This window comes from Sphingomonas phyllosphaerae 5.2, from assembly GCF_000419605.1.
GTDB classification, from domain to species: domain Bacteria; phylum Pseudomonadota; class Alphaproteobacteria; order Sphingomonadales; family Sphingomonadaceae; genus Sphingomonas; species Sphingomonas phyllosphaerae_B.
Map to the genome: position 1 here is coordinate 408,596 of NZ_ATTI01000001.1, position 17,290 is coordinate 425,885.

The following is a 17,290-nucleotide window of genomic DNA, read 5'->3' on the forward strand; positions in this document are numbered from 1 at the left end:
GATCGCCAATTCGGGTTTGGTGGTGAGCCGCAAACGCCGTCGACTTCCGGGTGGTAGATGCGCCGTTGCGGCGGGGTTTGCTGCTGCCCGACACGGGGAAAGGCCGGGCTTGTCGCGCGATGACCTGAAGCTGGTCCGTCATTGCGAGCGTGGCGGAGTATCCGAGGGCGGGTCAGGACGCCCTGGACTGCTTCGCTACGCTCGCAATGACGGTATTCTGGTCAGCCCCACGTCATCCTGTCAGGCGCGACGGACGGTACGTTCGCGTTCACCGTTCCGCCGCTTACGTGGCGGCGCGGACCGCCGGCTTGCGACGACGGCGCAGGGTGGCGCCGACGAGGCCGAAGCCGGTCAGCATCATCGCCCAGGTCGCAGACTCCGGCACCGCGCTGGTCAGCTGCGCATATTCGGCGGCGCTCAGCTTGAAGCTGTAGACCATGTTCGGAATCAGCGTGGTGCCGGCCGGGCAGGCGGTGCCCAGCGTCACCTGCGTGCTGGTCCCCTTGCCGCCGAGGCTGCTGGTGCAGACGTCGAATTGCTGGCCGCTGCCGCTCTGCGTCACCGAATAGTCGTTGTCGGTGACGATGATCAGCGTGTAGCTGCCGTCCGCCAGCCGCGGACCGAACGAGAAGCCTTCGATCTTTTCCGGCACCGGCAAGCCCATCTTCTTGAGCGCGGCGGCGATATCGAGGAACGCGGTCTTGGTCTTCGTGACCGGTACGATACCGGCGGGCAGCGCGTTGCTGCCGGCGAGGCTTACATTCTTCACGTCGGTGGCGCCGGTAAGGTCGATCTCGTAGATGCGCTTGGAGCCGACCTGCTTGTTGCCGGTGGGATCGTCGACACCGAAGCCGCGATTGTCCCGTTCCAGCACCAGCAGCTTGTTGCCGCCGACCGCCTGCAACGACGACACACCGATCGAGCGGCCCTGCTTGTCGGCGTCGAACAGGTTCTTGGTCATGCCCGCGTTGATGTCGGCCACGGCATCCAGTTGATAGACGAATTGCGCGGTCTGCTTGCCGGTAGCGACGTCGAACTGCACGATGCGCGTGTTGCGCCCATAGACGCCGTTCGCCGCGCCATCGGGACCACGGCCCTCGTCGACGAGCGGATCCTGGAGGATCGCATAAGCGGTCTTGCCGTCGGCGCTGACGGTCAGCCCCTCGAACCCGCGATTGTCCTGTCGCCCGGTCGTGATCGTCCCCGCGCCGCCGATGTAATTGGCGTTGCCGTCGGCGTCGCGCGGCACGAGGTTCGCGGGCACTTCGAACGCGCGGACGAACTGGCCGTTGGCGCCGAATTCGTAGACGGACGGGCCGTATTCGTCGGAAACGAGGAAGTTGCCGTTAGGGAGCCGCGCCAGCCCCTCGGGATCGAGCGAGCGGCCGAGATCCGACACGCTGCCGTTCAGCAACTGCGGGTTGAGGCCGTTGAAGGTGTCGGCACCCTGGCGGTAGAGCACGGTGTTGGTGAGCGTGAAGCCGTTGATCTTGCCGCCGGCGTCGATGTCCAGCGTAAAGCCCTGCAGGCGCGGCGCATAGGACAGCACGCCGCCGCCCGGCCCGCGATCGGTGGTGCTCCAGAAGGTGCCGGTGTTCGCGTCGTAGCTGAGATCCGATCCGAACCCGCCGAAACGGTTGTCGCCGACGTTGGGCAGCCCGGACAGATCGGTGCCGTTGGCGATGGAGTAGGACGAGATCAGCGTGACCGCGGCGGCGGGCAGCGGTGCGAACGCGATCGTAGCGCACGCGGCAAGCAAGAACAGACGCATAAAATTAACCCCCTGTTAACCTATGCATCTGGCGCAGTCTTATTGCGGGGTAGTGACGATCGTGCGTCGGTTCCGCGACAGAAGCGTGTTCGGGAAAGAACGGTCGGGGTCGCCGCCTGCGCCTGTGGGTCGGTCACGCGGATCGACCGTCTCGATCGGGCGATCACGTGCGGATGAGCCGATCCCGGATGAGGCCAGCGCCAATCGACATTCAGCCAGCGCCCCGCAAGCGCCGTCATTACGCGCGTAACGAAGCAATCGAGGGAGCCGCGCGGAACGCTGGATTGCTTCGCTCTGCTCGCAATGACGGGCAAAGGTAGTAAGCCTGCCCGATCGTGCGAGCGCGGTGCGCCCTGACAGATGGATAATCTTCATGGGCCGATCAGCCCGGCATTCGTAAGGCGCTGAACGTCGATTCCGCCTAGCGCGCAGTGCGCAAATGCTCGGCCAGCCGCAGCGTCAGTGCGAGCAGCGTCAGCGTCGGGTTGGCGAAGCTCGACGTCGGGAAGGCGGCCGCACCGGCGATGTAGAGGCCGCGGGTGCCGAATACTTCGGAATTGGCGTCGCACACGCCTTCCGTCGGTGTGTCGGCCATGCGCGCGGTGCCGATATGGTGGCCCCCGACCGGCACCGGGTGGTCGCTCCACGCCTGCGCTTCCTCGTCGGCGAGCGTGATCGTCGCCACGCCGCTGCGGTTCACCGCCGCCGCGATGACGCGCACGCCCGCGATCATTCGCGCGCGATCCTCCGCGGTGCAGCGCCAGTCGATGATCGCGCGGCGCAGCCCCGCACCGTCGCGCTCGGTGCCGAGCAGGACGCGGCTGTCGCGGTGCGGCTCCTGCTCGCCGTTCAGGTCGAGCGGGTAGACGCCGCCGGGCTCGGCGAGCAGCACGCTCGGCAGCTTGCGGCGCGCGAGGATGCGGCGGCGCGTCCAGTCGATCCCGAACCCGGCGAGCCGCGGCGCACCGAGCAGCACGTTGCGGAAGTGCGCGGCATGAAAGGCGGCGCTCGACCCGCGGCGTTGCGCGCGTTCGTCATGCTCCAGCGCGGTCATCTTGCGCGCATATTCGGGCACGATCATGTTCTTGGCGAGGTACATCGCCGAAAGCACCGGGTGCCGGTGCGCGGGATCGACGATGCTGGGGTGCGCGGGGCGCAGCACCATGCCGGCGAGCCGCTCGCGCCGCTGCGCCGCGGGCGCGAGCCAGAGGTAGCGGCGGCAATACGTGCCGTCGGCGGCGCGGAAATAGTCGAAATGCGCGTGGCCGGCCGGCGGGTGGAAGGCGATCGTGCCGAGCGTGCCTTCGAGATGGCATTGGTAGTAGCGGCCGACCAGGTCGTGCGCGTTGCCGAGGCCGACCGGGTGCGTCTCGTCGCTGGCGAGCAGCAGGCGTGCCGTCTCGATCCCGCCCGCGGCGACGACGACGCGCGGAGCGGCGACGGTGACGCGCGCGTCGCGCAGGCGCAGGCGAACGCCGGTGGCGGCGCTGCCATCGGTCAGGATCTGCTCGACGGGGGCGTTGGTGAGGACGCGGAGCCGCGGCGCCTGCGCCAGCCGCTTGCGATACCAGCCGCCGAAGTCGGTCGGGTGGCTGAAGCGCTCGATCCGTTCGGTGACGACGTCCTCGGCGGCGCCGGGGAGTGCCGGGGCGAGCGCGGGGTTTGCGGCGTCGGCGGTGAAATCGGCCGCACCCGCCTCCGCAAGTGCCATCGCCTGCGGGTAGAAGCGGGCGACCTCGTCATGCGCGATCGGCCAGCGCGCGGCGGGCATCCAGTCGCGCGTCTCGAAATCGATCGGGTCGAACGGGATGCAGCGGCCCCCCCAAACCGCGCTGGTGCCCCCTAACTGGCGGCGGCGATACATCTCGCCCGGCGAGTGCGAGGATGGGGAGACCGACTGCGCGCGCAGGAATTCCTGCCCGGCCTTGTCGAAACGATCGCCGCCGGCCTCGACCAGCACGACTTCCTGTCCGGCGTCCGCGAGGGTGAGCGCGAGCGTGATCCCCGCCGGGCCGGCGCCGACGATCACGACATCGGCATCGATACGGTCGGGTAGCCCGGCGCGGCGAGCGTCGACGATCATCGCGCCGACCCGCGTGCGATGGCGGCGAGCGCGCGCAGATTCTCGGGCTTGCCGGTGCCGACGACGGTGCAGGCGACCGTGGGATGCGCGATCGCGCGCGCCACGGCCTGCGCCGGGCTGAGCGTGGGTTGCTGCACCACGACTTCACGCGCCAGCACGAGGTGGCCGCGCGCCGCGATCGTCTCGGCGCGGCGGCCGAGCGTGGTGAGCACGTTCCACGGGAGTTCGAGCACATCGTACCCGGGCTGGTCGAGCGCGGCGTCGAGCGTGGCGAGATCATCGCACGACACGCCGATGCGCAGCGCCTTGCCTGCCGCGCGCGCCGCGACCAGTGCGAGCGCCAGTTCGGGCTCGGCAGCGACGTGCGCGGGCGGGCTGTGGAGCAGGAAGGCGTCGACGCGATCGGTGCGCAGCCTTTTCAGCGACGTCTCGAGACTGGCGACGATCGCGCGCGGACGCCAGTCGCTGCGCATCGCGTCGCTGCGCTGCGTGGTGACGGTGTTGCCGGCGCCGCCGCGCCGCGCGAGCAATGCGCGCACCAACGGCTTGGCGGTGCGGAGCAGCCGGTACTTTGCGGAAAAGGTCTGCCCGCCCTTGGTGACGACGAACGCGGCGTCGCGACGACCGGCGATGGCGCGGCCGATGATCCGCTCACTGTCGCCCTGTCCGTAGATGCTGGCGGTGTCGAGGACGTTGACGCCGAGGTCCAGCGCGATCCGTACCAGCCGCTCGCTGTCGGCAGCGGGGGCGGGGTTGGCGAACGAGCCGAACTTGCTGCCGCCCAGCCCGAGGCGCGAGACCGCGCTCATCGGCCGGCCAGCCGGTAACCGCGCACCCAGTCGATCCGCATCCGCGCAGGCCATTTCTGGTCCGCGGCGGGCGCGCCGGGCCACTTGCCGCCGATCGCGAGGTTCAGCAGCACGTAGAGCGGCTGGTGATAATCGCGGTTCGGCACGCGCCGTACCGCGCGGTCGTCGAAATACCAGATCAGCTCGCGGGGCGTGACCATCATCCCGTAGGTGTGGAATCGCGAAAGGTCGGTGCCGCTCTGCCACGGCATCCCGTCGCCCTTCTTCTGCTGGTTCGGCAGGTTCGGGAACCATGTGAAGTAGAGTTTGCCGGGCTCGCCGATCGACTCGAAGACGTCGATCTCGATCGGGCCGGGTTGCTGCTGCTTGCCGTCCTTCACCGATGGTTGCGGCAGCAGCCAGAACGCCGGCCAGATCCCCTTGCCGCTGGGAAAAGCGACGCGCGCCTCGACATAGCCGTAGGTGAAGTTGAACGAGCGTTCGGTCGTGATGAGCCCCGACAGATACGGCAGATGATTGGTGGCCGGATCGGCACGGTACGGGTTCGGGCGCGCCGCGATCGTCAGCATGCCGGGCTTCCACTCGAACGGTGACATCCCCTCCGCCGGGTCGCCGTAATATTGCAGTTCGCCGTTCGGCGCGAGCGTGCGCGGCTCCCAGCCCTTGTCGGCGCGGGTCGGCTGGACGCCGAACCAGTAATTGGTCTTCCAGCGACCGCGCGGGTTCTTCGTGGCGCTCCAGAAATCGGGCGCGCGATCGAATTCCTCGGCGAAGGCAGGGCGCAGTCGCGTGCGGTCGAGCGGCGCAGCGCCGCCGCTAGCGGACCAGCCCGCGAACAGCGCCGCGCCGAGCAGCATCAGCCGCACGATCATCGCCACACCGATCCGCCGCAGGCGCGGATATAGGCCGCGGTATCGCGCGAGATCGCCTTGCGTGGCGGACGGTCGGGACGGGTACGCCACGCCATGAACTGCTTCACGGCGCCCGCGACGCTGGCCTGCCCGCGCTGGCGCAGCAGAAGGTAGGGAGTGAAGAGCGCGGCGTTCACCAGCACCTCCGGAAACGGCATCCTGAGATAGCTGATGATGTATTTGTTCGCCAGCCGTTGCGTCTGCACGCGCTTCTTCGCGTCACGGCCGGCGGGATGCTCCAGCTCCTCGCACGAGACCGCGGGATCGTAGCGGATCCGCCATCCGGCATCGATGATCCGGTACGACAGCTCGATCTCCTCCAGCCCGTAGAAGAAGTCGGGCAGGAAGCCGCCGACCTCGCGCAGGCAGGCCGTGCGGAACGCCACGCAGCCGCCGACGAAGCGGAACGTGAGGAAGGTGCTGGTGAGGTCGACGTCCTTGCGGGTGTGCGGGATCAGGTCGACGCGGCGGCGGGTTTCGCCGCGCACGTGCTTGCGCACCGTGATCGCGCCGAGCCGCTCGTCCGCTTCGAAGCGCGCCGCGAACAGGTCCAGCATCGTCGGCGTTTCGACCATCACGTCGTCGTCGAGCAGGATGACGAATTCGCCGCGCGCCGCATCGAAGCCGTCGTTGCGGGCGTGAACGCCCTTGTTGCCGCCCGAGAACAGATACTGGCTGTGCGCGAAACGGTCGAGCAGCGCGGCACGGTCGCCGCGCTCGGCATTGTTGTCGACCAGGACCACTTCGTAATCGTCGCGCCCGCCGACACAGGCGGCGAGGCTGGCGAGACATTCGGCGAGGATCGCGTCGCGCGCGTAGGTGAGCACGACGATCGAGAAGCGGACGGTCATGCGGGCGTCTCCGACAGGGTATGGCGACGCAGCGCGTGACGCTCCGCGATGCCGAGCAGCACGATATTGGCGAGTTGGCTCACCGCGATGGCGATCGCCATGCCAGGCACGCCGTGCGGGATCGCGAGCACCAGCGCCGCGAGCGTGACGAGCGCGGTGGCGGCGCGGGTCACGAACATCGTGCGGCTGGCGCGCAGCACAATCAGCAACGTTTCCGATGGCTGGTTCAGGCAGAACAGGAAGAAGGCGACGCACAGCAATTGCACGTCGCGCTCGACCCCGGAATATTGACCGTGGAAGACCAGTGCGATCAGCGGATGCGCGAACAGCGCGACCGCGGCGAGATAGCCGCCGGTCAGCACGATCAGCGTGCGGCGCGTGTTGCCGATCGCGCGGCGCAGCCCGGGCGTGCCGTGGTTGGCGAGCGCGGCGGCGGCGCGTGGCTTGTCGGTCGAATCGATCGCCGAGACGATGCTGACCGCCGGATTGGTGAGCGTGCGCGCCGCGGTGAACACCGCTGCCGCGGCCGGTCCGAGCAGCGCGCCGATCAGGATCACGACCGTTGCGGTGCTGTAGACGGTGTAGGGGAAGATGTTGGCCGACAGCCAGCCCGCGAAGCGGCCGTGCGGTACGAAACGCTGCCATGCGCGCGCCGCGGCCGGGGCGGTGGGACGGAGCACCAACAGCGCCGGCAGCGTCGCGGCGGCGGCGGCCAGCCCCCACGCGGCCGCGCCGGCGCGCGCATCCGGATGGATGTGCGCCGCGATCAACGCACCGGCGATCAGCGCGACGAAGAACAACGCCGAAACGAGCGCGGCGAGCCACGCCCGCTCCTGCTTGTAGAACCACCGCCGCACGAAATCTGCGGCGAGCAGCGGCGGGGTGATCGCGGCGCCGAGCATCAGCGGCGCGGCGAGCCAGCGTTGCGCCGGAAGCGCAAGCCCGATCACCGCGGCCACCGCGACCAGCGCGATCGCGAGCGCAAGCGCGGCGGCCACGTTCAGCCACCACCAGTCCGAATGGTAGCGGCGATCGTCGACCGTTTCGCCGGGCTCACGATGCTCGGTGATGTAGGGCAGGGTGATCGCCGAGCGGTGGAAGCCGGCGACGACGTAATAGGCCCCGATCGCGACGCCGACCGCGCCGAACTGATCAGGCGGCAGGCTGCGCCCCAGGATCGCGCTGGCGACGATGCTGCCCAGTCCCTGGAAGCCCTGGTCGGCCAGTGCGAAGAGCCGCGCCAGCCGCCGGTCGCGCAAGCGCGCGGGCAGGGTGAGGAGCAAGGACGATGCCATCAGGCGCGGTCGGCGCAAGGAGCGGGGTGCAGCTGCACCCGCCTCACGACTTTGCGTAATAATCCTTCATGTAGTCGGCATAGCCGCTGGGATCGCCGAAGCCGGACTGCGACTGCACCTTGAGGTTGACCATCGTCAGCGCCACGCCGGTGACGCCCGCGCCGACCGAGGTGATCTGATGCAGCGCGGCGCGCGCGGCGCGCGCCGGGGTGGAACGCCAGCGCACCAGCATCGCCAGCGCATCGAAGTGATGCGCGAGCACGCGCGTGTCGGCGACCGCGAGCACCGGCGCGGTATCGACCACGATATGGTCGTAGCGACGACGCAGCTCGGCGAGCAGCGCGGTGAAGTCCGGCGTCTCGAACATGTGCGGCGAGGTGCTGACGGTCGGCGCGAGCGGCAGGACGTCCAGCCCGGTCGCTTCCTCGCGCAGGATCACGTCGTCGAGCGTCGCGGTGCCGGCCAGCACCTCGCCCAGTCCGGCGCGCGCCTGCGGCGCGAGCGCGACCGAGATCGAGCGGCGACGCAGGTCGGTGTCGAGCAGCAGGGTGCGCGAGCCGCCGGTCGCCAGCACGCGCGCGACCGACATCGACGTGGTGGTCTTGCCTTCCTTGGGCAGCGCCGAGGTGATGCCGAGGATCTTGCCACCCTGCACCGATGCCGCGGTGAAGCTGAGGCTGGTCGCGAGATTGCGGAACGATTCGGTGTAGGCGGACAGCGGATGCAGCAGCGTCGCCTCGGCCGGATCGCTGGTGCGCGGCTTCTCGATCGAGGATGCCGGGGTCGGCACGCTGTTGAAATAGTCGACGCCGAGCATCGTCTCGATGTCGTCGACGGTGTCGAGCCCCTGCACCCAACGCTCGCGGACATAGGCGATCGCGAGACCGACGGCGAGGCCGAGGACCGCACCCATGAACAGCAACACGGGCACGTTCGGCGAGCTGGGCTTGAGCGGCAGCGCGGCGGGCGCCGCGATGCGGCTGTCCGAACGCATGATCGACTGCTGCGCATTCTGCTGCGTGCTGGTGGTCAGCAGCTGCTGATAGGCATCACGCGCGTTCTGCGCGGTACGTTGCAGTTCGGCGAGGTCGACCGAGGAGCGGACGTTGTTGGCGAGCCGCGACTGCGCGGCGGCGAGGCTGGCCTCGAGCGAAGCAGTCGTCGATCCGGCGGCCTGCGACGCATTGCCGGCCGAGCGCGAAAGGTCGCGCATCTCGCCGGTCAGCTGCGCGTCGATCGCGTCCAGTTCCTTCCGGGCGTCGGCGAGCGCCGGGTAGCGTTCGCCATAGCGCGACTGCAGCGAGGCGACGCGCGCCGCGACCTGCGCGCGCTGCTGACGCAGCGAGGACATGGTGGCGGTGCTGTAGGGGCTGTTGTTGCCGCCGCCGACGATCGTCGAGCCGCTGACCGCGCTGCGCGCGCGCGCCGCGGCTTCCTCGGCACGTGCCGACGCGAGCGCGCCGCGGATCGAGGAGATTTCCTGCTCCGCAGTGACCGAATCGGGCTGGCCCAGCAAGTTGTTGCGGACGCGGTAGGCCGCGACCTCGGCGTCGGCGCGCTCCACCTTGCGGCGCAGTTCGTCGAGTTGGGCGTTCAGGCGACCATCGACATCGCGGAACTGTGCGATCTTGGTCTCCATGTCCTCCACCATGAACGCCTGTGCGAAGGCGTTGGCGATCTGCATCGCCTTGAGCGGGTTCTTGTCGGTGTAGCCGACTTCGAACAGCGAGGTGGTGCCGACGCGGGCGGCGGACATGTTCGTGAGCAGGGCGCCGGCGATCGCCTGCTTGCCGGTGGCGGCGTTGGTGGCGAATTCCTGTGCGGCGCTGCGCAGTTCGGGGTCGCGGTCCAGCTTCAGCTGTTCGACGACACGCACGGCGACCGGCAGCGACTTCATCGTCTGCACCTCGGCATCGATCTTGGCGTCGCGCGCCAGATCGGACAGCGGCGCCTGCGACGCGCCTGCGATCGCGCTCTGCGGCGTGTATTCGAGCTGCGCACCCGCGGTGTAGCGGCGCGGCAGGATCGTGCTGATCGCCCAGGCGAGCACCACGGCCAGCACCACGCAGGCCAGGATGATCGGCAGGTGCCGCTTCAGGCGGGAGAAGAGCCCGGCCAGGTCCTGGCGCTCCTCGAGCCGCACGTTTGTCGCATCCGCCATCGCTTACCCTCTTTAACCGCCGACGTTCCGGCTCAGCGCCGCAACGTCAGGCTCAGCCCTGCGCGTAATTCGTTGAATCGTTGCCCGACCTGGGCACCGCTGCTGTCGCGGTTGGAATAGTCGATCGACGGCGTCAGCACCATCGACCGGTTGAGCGTGTAGAGCGCGCTCGCGCCGATATGGAACAGTCGGTCGTTCCGGTCGATGCGCGCGAAGTCGTCTTTTTCGAAGTCGGCGCGCGCCACCAGGATCAGGTTGCGCAGCAACTCGTGGTCGACCTCGGCAGTCGCGCGCGAGGCGGTATAGCCCTGCGAGCCGATGACGATCGCGTCGCGGATGTCGCGCCGCGCCGACAGCGTGATGGTGGTCAGCTGCGTGACGAGATAATCGAGCTGCGCATCGAAGGCGAGGCCGCTGAGGTTCGAGACCGCCGCCGCATCATATTGCCGCGTCAGATATCCGACGCCGATCCGTGTGCGGATGAGCGGCGTCAGATCGAAGGCGGCGCCGCCGATCACGCGTAGCTCGTTGCCGCTACGGTCGAAATCGACGTTGACCGCCTTGTAGTCGTGGAGCGTGTAGATGCCCTGCACGAACAGCGAGGTGACCGGCGAGATGTTGTATTCGGCACGCGCCGTCAGTCGTGTCGCGGTGCGATCCAGATAATCCTGGTCGATGATCGACCCGTCGAGCGCCCGCGTGTCGCCGTAGTTCAGCCGCGTGACGTTCACGTCGCCGATCAGCTGGAGGCGATTGAGCGCATAGGTGCCGCGCAGCGACGACACTTGCCGGTCGAGCGGCACCGATGCCGCGGAGAAGCGCGGGAAGTCGCCCGACAGCTGGTTGATGTAGATGCGATCCGCGTTCACCGCCGCGCGCAGGTTCGAATCGCCGATGATGTCCAGCCGGCCGTCGACGCCGACGTCGTAGCCGTTCTCGTTCTTGATCGAGTAATCGAGAAAGCGGCGGAAGTTGCCGCGGACGTGCGCCTGCACCTGGTGGCGCGACCAGTCGCTGACCGCGTCGAGCCGCGGCGCGAGGGTCGCATAGGCGTCCGACACAGGCTCGCTGGTGGCGCCGAACACGTTGCTGGTCGCATTGGCGGCGATGTCGACGCGCGGGAAGACCAGGAAGGCGCCGGCGTGGACGCCGAGCGCATCCGTCTCCGGATGCGCGCGTTGCAGCACCGTCACCCGATCCGTCCGCGGCAGGTCGAACGGGATGCCGGTATCGAGCACCGCCTGCGAGATCTGTGCCTGCGCCGCCGGCACGCCCGCCGTCAGCAGCGCACCCGTCGCCAACAGCAGCGAGGCGGCCGAACGGCCCCGTCGCGCGCGACGGGCAGAAGGAAGAAGCATACGGTGCATCGTGGCGATCAGAAGAGCCGCTCGGTGACGCGGATCGTGTCGCCGGGGCGGACCGCGAGATCCGGCGTCGCCTCGACCTTCGCCTCGCCGCCGCCGAGTTCGGGACGGATCAGGACGTATTTCTGCTGCGCGCGGTAGCTGTAACCACCGGCCAGCGCGACCGCCGCCTCCAGCGTCATGCCGGTTTGATAGGCGTATTGGCCCGGTTTGTTCACCTCACCCAGCAGATAGAGCGGGCGATAGGTGACGATCGTGCCCGCGACGCTGGGGTTGCGAAGATACCCTTCCGAAAGCCGCTGGCGGATCTCGCCGCTGACCTCGCCGATCGTCCGCCCCTGCGCCTTGACCGTCCCGATCAGCGGCACATCGATCGTTCCGTTCGGGTTGATCGCGTAGTTGCGGCTGAGGTCGGTCTCGCCATAGACGGTTAGCGCGATCTGGTCGCCCACGCCCAGTTGATAGGTAGCGTCGACGGGGGTTGCCCGATCGCGGCCCAAGGCAGAGGCGCTTTGCAGCGGAAGGTCACCGCCGCGCCCGGCGCATCCCGTCAGCAGCGCCACCGCCGACAGCATCATCGCCAGCCTCGTCATATCCGTATTTCCCCCGGTCAATGCCGCAAGTGCGAAGTGGCGACTTGGTAAGCGATGTCGCTGCAAATGCAAGTGATGTTCCGAACCACGACGGGACGCGACAGCGCCTCCAAGCCTTCTTGCAGGAATGTGTGCAGTCGCTATGGCTCTGGACGAACGGGGCCGTTTTCTCGCCATCCGGCGAAAAGCGAAGGCAGGGACGGTGAGGGCACCGTGGCCCGGCCGACCAAAGGGATCAGCGGGGCGCAAGCATGATAGGGGTGTATGCCATCGCTACCGCGCTGTTCCTGGTGCTCGCGGTACATCCATTCGTTATCTATCCGTGGACGCTGCGCTTCTTCCCGCGCCGGCCGTCCGCACCCGCGTCCCGCATTGGTACAGATCGTCCGGCGCTGGCGATCTGCATGTCGGCCTACAACGAAGCGCGATCCATCCGGCGGCGGATGGAATTGCTGATCGAGGCGGCCGATGCCTATGGTCCGGCGACGATCCACGTCTATGCCGACGGCCCGCGCGACGGGACGATCGAGATCCTGCGCGAGTTCGGCGACCGTATCGACCTGGTCGTGTCCGAAGAGCGCAAGGGCAAGACGTACGGGATGAACCTGCTGGTGACGCGCTCCGCCGCCGAGCTGCTGATGTTCACCGATGCCAACGTGCTGCACGATGTCGACGTGATCGCGCCGCTGGTGGCGCCGTTCGCGGACCCCGCGGTCGGGTGTGTCAGTGCGCGGCTGGTCTATTCGAATCCCGACGACAGCCCGGCGGCCGCGACCGGTGCCGCCTATTGGCGCAAGGAAGAGGCGATCAAGGCGGTCGAGAGCGAGACGGTCGGGCTGATCGGGGTGGACGGCGCGATGTTCGTGCTGCGCCGCGAACTGCACCGCGCGCCGCCGCCGCACCTGATCGACGACCTGTACCTCAGCCTGGTCGTGCTGGCGCAGGGCAAGCGGCTGCTCAGCTCGCCCGACGCACTGGTCTACGAACGCAGCGCGACCGAGGCGGAGGAAGAACTGGTGCGCAAGCGGCGCATCGCGTGCCAGGCGATCAACGTCCACCGCGCCTTGTGGCCGCAACTGCGGCGGCTGCCGTGGCCGGCATTCTACGGCTATGCCTCGCACCGGATGCTCAAGTGGATGACGCCGTTCCTGCTGCTGGGCGCCGCCGTGTCCGCGCTGCCGCTGGCGGTGGCGCTGTTCGGTCTGGAGATCGTGCTGGGCGTGGCATGCGCGGGCACTGTTGCGCTGGTGGCGGGGCAGGCGCTGCGCTTCGGCCCGGCGCAGCGTGTGGTCGCGGCGTTGCTCAGCCTGCTCGGCGTCGCGCTGGGCGTGGTCGATTCGGTATGGGGCGGGAAGACCTATGCCGTGTGGCAGCCGGCGGAATCGGTGCGCGACTGATCGGGGCGGGGTCGACCGTCGGCGAACACCGCCGCCCGACCTTCACCACGGGATATGATCCGGCAAGCCGCTTCTGCGGGCATCGTGCGTAGCCGGCGTCGAGTTGCTCGGGATGATCGCCAGACAACGATGATCGCCATCGTCGATCGGGCTTGCGGCCGGCCGAGTTGCCGTGCGCGGCGCAGGCCTTTAGGGACAGGCGCAACATGGACACGCCGGTGGCTCCGCACCCGTCCGCGGGTCGGCCGCCGCGCCAATCAAGGAATATGACGATGAGCGGCCGCACCGATCCGATCCTGGTCACCGGCACCGCCGGCTTCATCGGCCACGCGGTCGCCCACCGCCTGCTCGACCGCGGCGAGCGCGTGATCGGCGTCGATATCGTCAACGATTACTATGACCCCGCGCTCAAGGAAGCGCGGCTGGCGACGTTCCAGGGACGCAACACCTTCGACTTCCATCGTGCCGACATCGCCGACGCCGAGGCGATGGCGAAGATCGTCCGCGACAACGGCGTGCAACGCGTCGTGCATCTCGCCGCGCAGGCCGGTGTCCGCTACAGTCTGGAGAACCCGTTCGCCTACGAACGCTCCAATTTGGCCGGGCACCTGTCGATCATGGAGGCGTGCCGCCACGCGGACGGGTTCGAGCATCTGGTCTATGCCAGCTCCAGCTCGGTCTATGGCGACAAGCCGATGGGCGGCGAGGGGTTCACCGAGGACGAGGCGGCGGTCGATCCGGTTTCGCTTTATGCCGCGACCAAGCGCGCGTGCGAGCTGATGAGCCAGTCCTATGCCAAGCTGTACGGCTTCCCGCAGACCGGCCTGCGCTTCTTCACCGTCTATGGCCCGTGGGGCCGTCCCGACATGGCCTATTTCTCGTTCACGCAGAAGATCATGCGCGGCGAGTCGATCGAGGTCTACGGCGAGGGCAAGATGGCGCGCGACTTCACCTATATCGACGATATCGTCGACGGAATCGTCGGCGCGCTGGATCACCCGCCGGCGACCGGTGAGCACCGCGTCCTCAATATCGGCGACAGTCACCCCGTCGGGCTGATGGAGATGATCGAGGCGCTGGAAGATGCGATCGGCCACAAGGCGGAAAAGGTCATGCGTCCGATGCAGCCCGGCGACGTCACCGCCACCTATGCCGACGTGTCGAAGCTGCACGCGCTGACCGGGTATCAGCCCAAGGTGATGCTGCGCGAGGGCCTGCAGCGCTTCGCGGAATGGTATCGGGGGCATTACGGCACGAAGGGGTAAGCGCGTCGCGGCCGATGCGACCGCATCGCCGCCGGCCACGATCACCGAACTGCCACGGCACGCACCTCGACAGGCGCGTGGTCAGCCTGCCGATTGGTGTGAGACGGGCGTCAGCGCCGTTCCTGCGAAGCCAGCGTCATACCGCGCAGGTATGCGGAGTCGGCGCCCGACGTGACCCAGTCGGTGATCATCGTGCCCCAGTCGGCGGCGACGGTGACCCGTGCCCAGGTCGCGTCGGCCGCGGCGGAAAGTGCGGCGTACAGGCGATCGTCGCCGAGTAGCCGGGCGACTTGACGGGCTAGGTCGCGGTGGTCGCGCGCCGCGAACGAGAGCGCATCGGTGCCCGCGCGGAAGGCGGTCGCGAAGATCGGGTGGTCGCTGCAGATGATCGGCGTGCGCGAGGCCAGCGCCTCGAACAACACCAGCGGGAAACCTTCCTGAAAATCGTGGCGGCTCGGCACGATCACCGCATCGCTTTCGCACATGATCGCGAACGCGCGTTCGTTGTCGATCAGTCCGGTCAGATGGACGCGATCGGTGATCCCGAGCGCGTCCGCCAGTTCCTGCATCGCCACGACGTCGCCGCCGCCGACGACCGTCGCCTGTACCGGAACGCCGTCGTCGCGCAACGTCGCGACCGCGCGCAGCAGGTCGCCGACGCCCTTGCTCTCGTTGACGCTGCCCACGTAGCAGATCGTTGCGTCGCCGGCGCCGCGGTGCGCCTTGGGCGCACGCTGGCCGGGGCTGCGGTGGAAGGGGATGTTCCACGCCAGCAACTTGTCACGATCGACGCCGGCACGCGCCAGCAACTGCGTGGCAGGCGCGCAATGGTTGGCGACGAAGTCGAAGCGCGGGCGGTTCAGCAACCACCGCAGCAGCGCGAAGTTGAGCCGGGCGCGCGGGCCATGTGTGTTGAACGAGCTGGCCATCACCGACAGCACGCGCTTGTCGGAGCGCCAGGCGTGATAATGGAGCGCCAGGCTCGGGATGTGGCAGATCGCCGCCGGATGCGGATCGCGCCGGAACGCCTCGACCAGCACCGGATCGCGGTGGTGCGTGCCGCCGAGCGCGGTGACGCGGACGTTCGGGAAAATCTCCTGCGCCGGCACGGCGGTGGGGGTGCAGAAGCTGTAGAGGTCGACCGGGCACCCGCTCGCCCCGATCGCCGCGAAGGTGCGGATCAGCTCGTCGTGGGTGGCATAGGATTGCGGCTCGCCGTCCTTGTAGCGGCGGGCCGCCTCGACGAAGTCGCCGGCGTAGAAATATGCAGAAACTCCGCTCGTATCCATGCGCGCGCCCCCCCTTCGCGTTGATCAGTCCCCGGCCCGGCATCCGGCGACCGGATCCCGCTGGCCAACCAATATATTCCTCAGTGCAGCCCCAGCCGGAACAGGTCCGATGGCGGCCCGGTCAGGTGGATCTGGAAGGTCACCCAGCGGAACGCGAGCGCCAGCGCCAGCAAGGCGGCCGTCGCGGCGATATCCTGGCGCACGAAGACGATCTTCTCGCGCGCCTGCCCCAGCGTCAGGCAGATGTAGCGCAATAGCTCCGCGAGCACGGTGGCGCCCGCCGCGCCGATGACGCCGTAGCGCGTCAGTCCGACGGGCAGGAAGATCAGCAGGCCGACCAGCTTGGCGACGCTGCCGTAGGCGCCGTAACGCGGCTTGCCGAGCCCGAGCATCAAATTCTCGTTGAGCGTGCACAGGACCGTCATCCACGCCGCCAGGCTCACCCACGGCAGCAACTGCGCGGCGCCGTGATAGCGGGTGTCGTAGATGACCGCGATGACGACGTCGGACAGTGCGATGAAGCCTGCGATCACGACCAGCGCGGCGGCGAGAAATTGCGAGCGGCGGTGCGCCAGCTTGCGCTGTAGCTCCACCCCCCGCACCGTCGCCGCGGCGACGCTGGGAAAGATGATCTCGCTCCCCAGTTTGACGCTGAACAGCGCAAACACGTCCGCCAGGCTGCGCGCGACGCCGTAGATGCCGAGCATTGCGAAGCTGACGTACTTCGCAAGGATCAGCCGGTCGAAGTTCGATGCCAGGAAGAAGATGATCGAGGAGACGAACACCCATTTCCCGAAGCCGACGATCTCGCGGGCATAGCCCATGTCGATCATCAGCTTGTGCTTCAGGCCGGGCTTGATGAAGTAATAGATCACCGCCGGGACGGTGGAGGCCAGGATGCTGCCGGTCAGCAGCCCCCAGATGTTGGGCGACACCCATGAGGCGAGCACCAGCAACGTCGAGGCGATCGTCGCGGACGCGATCTCGAACGGGATCGTGCGATGGACCGCCATTTCCTTGATCGACAGCGGCAGGCCGATCGACGTCACGCCGGTCAGGATCAGGAACACCGACATGAACGGCAGCACCATCTGCAGCGTCGGGTCACGATAGAAATGGTCGAACAGCGGCAGCAGCAGCAGCGCGATCAGCGCGAGCACGAACCCGCGGACCAGCTGCAGCGTCCAGGCGGTGTTGTAGAAGCGCGGATCCGTCGCGTTGCGGCTGCTCACGACATTTTGCGTGATGCCGATGTCGGTGAACAGCTCGATCCCGATCCGCAGCGAAGTGACCAGGATCATGATCCCGAACAGCTCGGGCGCCAGGATGCGCGTCAGCACCACGTTGGTGACGAAGCGGATGACCAGCACCACCATGTAGCCGGACGTCGCCCAGCTGAGCCGCTTCAGCAGCGTCTCGGGTACGTGCAGGCGGGCGAGCAGCTGCGCCCGGATCGTCGAAGCGTCGGTCATGGAAGTTCGTTAAACCCGTGGGAGGCGGT

At 68.1% G+C, this 17,290-nt stretch carries 12 protein-coding genes and 2 pseudogenes; 2 read left to right on the forward strand and 12 right to left on the reverse strand.

Translation table 11 applies throughout. The features are described from left to right. Positions 1-283: 283 nt before the first annotated feature. The 10 genes and pseudogenes from SPHPHY_RS22735 to SPHPHY_RS0102065 form a co-directional block, all read right to left on the reverse strand. Positions 284-394, reverse strand: a pseudogene (locus SPHPHY_RS22735) (PEPxxWA-CTERM sorting domain-containing protein); the annotation flags it as partial. A gap of 183 nt (positions 395-577) precedes the next feature. After that, a pseudogene (locus tag SPHPHY_RS22425) lies at positions 578-1,771 on the reverse strand (esterase-like activity of phytase family protein); the annotation flags it as partial. A gap of 421 nt (positions 1,772-2,192) precedes the next feature. Further along, entirely contained in the window at positions 2,193-3,854 is a 1,662-nt protein-coding gene (locus tag SPHPHY_RS0102030) for an FAD-dependent oxidoreductase (RefSeq protein WP_022685046.1), read from the reverse strand. After that, entirely contained in the window at positions 3,851-4,663 is an 813-nt protein-coding gene (locus SPHPHY_RS0102035) for an aldo/keto reductase (RefSeq protein ID WP_022685047.1), read from the reverse strand. The genes SPHPHY_RS0102030 and SPHPHY_RS0102035 overlap by 4 nt, the downstream gene beginning before the upstream one ends. Then, positions 4,660-5,535: a glycoside hydrolase family 16 protein gene (locus SPHPHY_RS18915; protein ID WP_231370460.1), complete on the reverse strand. Its 876-nt coding sequence runs from the start codon at positions 5,533-5,535 to the stop codon at positions 4,660-4,662. Before SPHPHY_RS18915 ends, SPHPHY_RS0102035 begins: the two co-directional genes overlap by 4 nt. After that, positions 5,532-6,425 carry a glycosyltransferase gene (locus tag SPHPHY_RS21670; RefSeq protein WP_022685049.1) on the reverse strand — a complete coding sequence of 298 codons (894 nt, stop codon included), beginning with the start codon at positions 6,423-6,425 and terminating at the stop codon, positions 5,532-5,534. Before SPHPHY_RS21670 ends, SPHPHY_RS18915 begins: the two co-directional genes overlap by 4 nt. After that, on the reverse strand, positions 6,422-7,708 hold the full coding sequence (locus tag SPHPHY_RS21675) for a lipopolysaccharide biosynthesis protein (protein WP_022685050.1): 1,287 nt from the start codon (positions 7,706-7,708) through the stop codon (positions 6,422-6,424). The genes SPHPHY_RS21670 and SPHPHY_RS21675 overlap by 4 nt, the downstream gene beginning before the upstream one ends. A 55-nt stretch (positions 7,709-7,763) precedes the next feature. Beyond that, a complete protein-coding gene (locus SPHPHY_RS0102055; RefSeq protein WP_022685051.1) occupies positions 7,764-9,881 on the reverse strand; it encodes a GumC family protein in 2,118 nt (705 codons plus the stop codon). A gap of 32 nt (positions 9,882-9,913) precedes the next feature. Next, positions 9,914-11,239: an outer membrane beta-barrel protein gene (locus SPHPHY_RS0102060; RefSeq protein WP_022685052.1), complete on the reverse strand. Its 1,326-nt coding sequence runs from the start codon at positions 11,237-11,239 to the stop codon at positions 9,914-9,916. 17 nt (positions 11,240-11,256) lie between these two features. Then, a complete protein-coding gene (locus SPHPHY_RS0102065) occupies positions 11,257-11,838 on the reverse strand; it encodes a polysaccharide biosynthesis/export family protein (protein WP_022685053.1) in 582 nt (193 codons plus the stop codon). Positions 11,839-12,089: 251 nt separating this feature from the next. Between SPHPHY_RS0102065 and SPHPHY_RS0102070 the strand changes: the two genes are divergently transcribed. Both SPHPHY_RS0102070 and SPHPHY_RS0102075 read left to right on the forward strand, forming a co-directional pair. Beyond that, positions 12,090-13,235 (forward strand): glycosyltransferase, encoded by a 1,146-nt coding sequence (locus tag SPHPHY_RS0102070; protein ID WP_081645208.1) that lies wholly within the window; start codon positions 12,090-12,092, stop codon positions 13,233-13,235. Between the two features lie 272 nt (positions 13,236-13,507). Beyond that, positions 13,508-14,500: an NAD-dependent epimerase/dehydratase family protein gene (locus SPHPHY_RS0102075; protein WP_028056379.1), complete on the forward strand. Its 993-nt coding sequence runs from the start codon at positions 13,508-13,510 to the stop codon at positions 14,498-14,500. 110 nt (positions 14,501-14,610) lie between these two features. Here the strand turns inward: SPHPHY_RS0102075 and SPHPHY_RS20805 are convergent, their stop codons facing one another. Together SPHPHY_RS20805 and SPHPHY_RS0102085 are read right to left on the reverse strand one after the other, a co-directional pair. Continuing rightward, entirely contained in the window at positions 14,611-15,789 is a 1,179-nt protein-coding gene (locus tag SPHPHY_RS20805) for a glycosyltransferase family 4 protein (protein WP_022685056.1), read from the reverse strand. An 80-nt stretch (positions 15,790-15,869) separates the two neighbouring features. Continuing rightward, positions 15,870-17,261, reverse strand: coding sequence for an oligosaccharide flippase family protein (locus SPHPHY_RS0102085; RefSeq protein ID WP_022685057.1), 1,392 nt, complete (start codon positions 17,259-17,261; stop codon positions 15,870-15,872). Positions 17,262-17,290: the final 29 nt, after the last annotated feature.